Below are 2,406 nucleotides of genomic sequence, written 5' to 3' on the forward strand. Positions count from 1 at the left end.
CGCCGACGAAGGATCTACTACGCCCGCGAGAACGGACGTGCATGTCGCGACGTTGGCTCGGCGGCAAGTAGATCCCTTCGACTCCGCGCGACAGTCTGGCGCGGCGGAAGGTTCGGTGCAGCGCTCCGCTCAGGATGACAGGCTTGGTGCTCGTAACCTGCTTTGGCGCAGTAACTTGTCATCCTGAGGAGGCCGGAGGCACTTGCACCGGCACGGTACTCTGGCGCCGACGAAGGATCTGCTATGCCCGCGAGAACGGGCGTGCGTGTCGCGACGTTGGCTCGGCGGCGAGTAGATCCTTCGACTCCGCGCGACAGTTTGGCGCGGGGGAAAGGCTGGTGCAGCGCTCCGCTCAGGATGACGAAGGCGCGAGGGACGGATGCGCGCCGGGGTCGCCTTTGGTGGCGAATCCGTTTACCTTGGACGGCGTGACTGCGACGGAACCCCGGGAGCGAGGCGAGTGAGCATCAACTTTCTGCAGAAGCAGCGCGTGGCGGGCACGTCCGTGCTGCTCGCGCTGGTGCTGGCGGCGTGCGGCGGCGACGGCGGAGGCGGTACCACCGTCGTCATTACGCCGCCGGTGCAGCCCACGGCGAACGAGTACGTCAATCCCGTGCTGGACAACGACTTCCCCGACCCCGCGGTGATGCGTTCCAGCGACGGATGGTTCTACGCGTTCGCCACGCAGACCACGTCGTTCCGCGTGCAGGTGTCGCGCTCCAAGGACCTGGTGAACTGGTCCGCCGTGAGCGAGGCGCTCCCCACACGCCCCGCGTGGGCCAGCCAGTCGCAGAACTTCTGGGCGCCGGACGTGATCGAGCGTGACGGAAAGTACGTGATGTACTTCTCCACCCAGATCGACGCGGCGCAGCGCCAGCGGCCGGACCACGGCTTCTGCATCGGGATGGCGACGGCGGCCACCGCGGCGGGGCCGTATACGGATTCGGGGCAGCCCGTGGTGTGCGGGCCGAGCTTTACCACCATCGACCCGATGGCGTTCGACGATCCGCAGACGGGCAAGCGGCTGCTGTTCTGGGGCTCGGCCGGGTCGCCGCTGGTGGTGCAGGAGCTCGCCGCCGACCGCCGCTCGTTCGTTCCCGGTACCACGCCCACGCCCGTGGTGCAGGTGCGGAACGGCGGCCCGGCGGGCTACGACCAGGGGCTCATCGAAGGCCCGTGGGTCACGTTCGAGAACGGGTTCTACTACCTGTACTTTTCCGGAAACAGCTGCTGCGGCGCCAACGCGCGCTACGCGGTGCTGGTGGCGCGCTCCACCTCGGCCACGGGGCCGTACACCGTGCTGACGGGGCCGGACGGCGCGGCGCAGCCGGTGCTGCAGGCGGGCGGAAAGTGGCTGGCGCCGGGGCACAACGGCGTGATCCGCGACGCGGCGGGGGTGGAATGGATGCTGTACCACGCCATCGATTCCAGCCGTCCGTTCCTGCTCCCCGGCAACACCGACATCTCGCGCCGGCCGCTGCTGCTGGACCGCATCCGCTACGTGAACGGATGGCCCGTCGTGGGCAACTCCACGCTCCCCACCACTACGCCGCAGCCCCGCCCCACGGCGCTGCCATAGTCTCGCCGGAGATCGAAAGAGACCCGCCGCGGCCTGTGCCGCGGCGGGTCTCTTTTTTTCGTTGGGACACGCGATACTTGTTGCGGCGCAGGTGTTCTGCCGCGCAGCCGAAACCCGCGGCGCCTGTTCTCCGCGCGCACTCCAAAGCGCGCAACACGCTGTGCCCGCGACCCGAACGCGCGTCACGCCTTGCGGCAGATGACGATGAGGTCGGGGCTGGTGTGCAGAAACGGTTGCAGCTCCCAATCGCCCCAGAAATCGACAGGGATGAGGCCGGCCTGCCGCAGCAGCGCGTCCCATTCGGTGGCGCTGCGGATGCGCAGTTCGTGGTACTTTTCGCCGCTGTCCCTGCCGCGCGACCAGCGCGTCCACTCGCGGCTCACGCCCTCGATGGCGTCGAACTCGCGCTCCACCCACACCGTGGCGCCGCCTTCCGTTTCCCACCAGTCGCGCTCGGCGAACGCACTCACGATGTGGTCGCGGTGCATGGTCTCCATCACGAACACGCCGTCGGTCCGCAGCGCCCGCGCAGCGCCCCGCAGCACGCGCAGGTCCTCCTCATCCGAGAGGAAGTAGCCGAGCGACGAGTACAGCGAGGTCACCAGGTCAAAGCGCCCTTCCCACGGGATCTCGCGCATGTCACCCTGCACCCACTCCACGTTCACCCCCGCGCCCACCGAGCGCCGCCGCGCACGCGCCAGCAGCGTCTCCGACCAGTCCATTCCCGTCACACGCAGGCCGGCGCGCGCCATCTCCACCGAGTGTCGGCCCCATCCGCACGCCACGTCCAGCACCTCGGCGTCCGGCGGGAGCGGCACCATCTCGCG

Annotated in this window: 2 protein-coding genes; one reads left to right on the forward strand and one right to left on the reverse strand. The window is 69.1% G+C overall.

Features of this window, described 5'->3' with window-relative positions; genetic code table 11:
- The first annotated feature begins 460 nt into the window (after positions 1–460).
- Positions 461–1,579 (forward strand): glycoside hydrolase family 43 protein, encoded by a 1,119-nt coding sequence (locus tag VF665_RS09655; protein WP_331053212.1) that lies wholly within the window; start codon positions 461–463, stop codon positions 1,577–1,579.
- Positions 1,580–1,761: 182 nt separating this feature from the next.
- Here the strand turns inward: VF665_RS09655 and VF665_RS09660 are convergent.
- A partial coding sequence (locus VF665_RS09660; RefSeq protein WP_331053213.1) for a class I SAM-dependent methyltransferase occupies positions 1,762–2,406 on the reverse strand: 645 nt, incomplete at its 5' end.

Origin of the sequence: Longimicrobium sp. (assembly GCF_036387355.1) — a bacterium.
Taxonomy (GTDB): domain Bacteria; phylum Gemmatimonadota; class Gemmatimonadetes; order Longimicrobiales; family Longimicrobiaceae; genus Longimicrobium.